General features: G+C 58.0%; 1 pseudogene. It reads left to right on the forward strand.

What is annotated here, in order from left to right:
- Positions 1 to 74: 74 nt before the first annotated feature.
- Positions 75 to 255 (forward strand): annotated as a pseudogene (locus Q1A48_RS21590) (DDE-type integrase/transposase/recombinase); the annotation flags it as partial.

The raw sequence follows: 255 nt of genomic DNA on the forward strand, positions 1-255 counted from the left end.
GCCGTATGACGCGAGAGTGTCACGTACGGTTCTGCGAGGGGCTGGCGGTGAGACTCCGCCGGTCTACTCACCCCTATTTATGGACAGAAGAGGGCTGGCTATACCTGGCTGTAGTGATAGATCTCTACAGCCGCCTGGTTGTCGGCTGGGCGATGTCAGAGCGAATGACGGCCACACTGGTCTGTGATGCTTTGCGTATGGCCCTGAGGCGACGAAAAATGCCTAGGGGAGTTATCGTGCACTCTGATCGGGGGA

Source organism: uncultured Microbulbifer sp., from assembly GCF_947489355.1.
In the GTDB taxonomy this organism is placed as follows: Bacteria; Pseudomonadota; Gammaproteobacteria; order Pseudomonadales; family Cellvibrionaceae; genus Microbulbifer.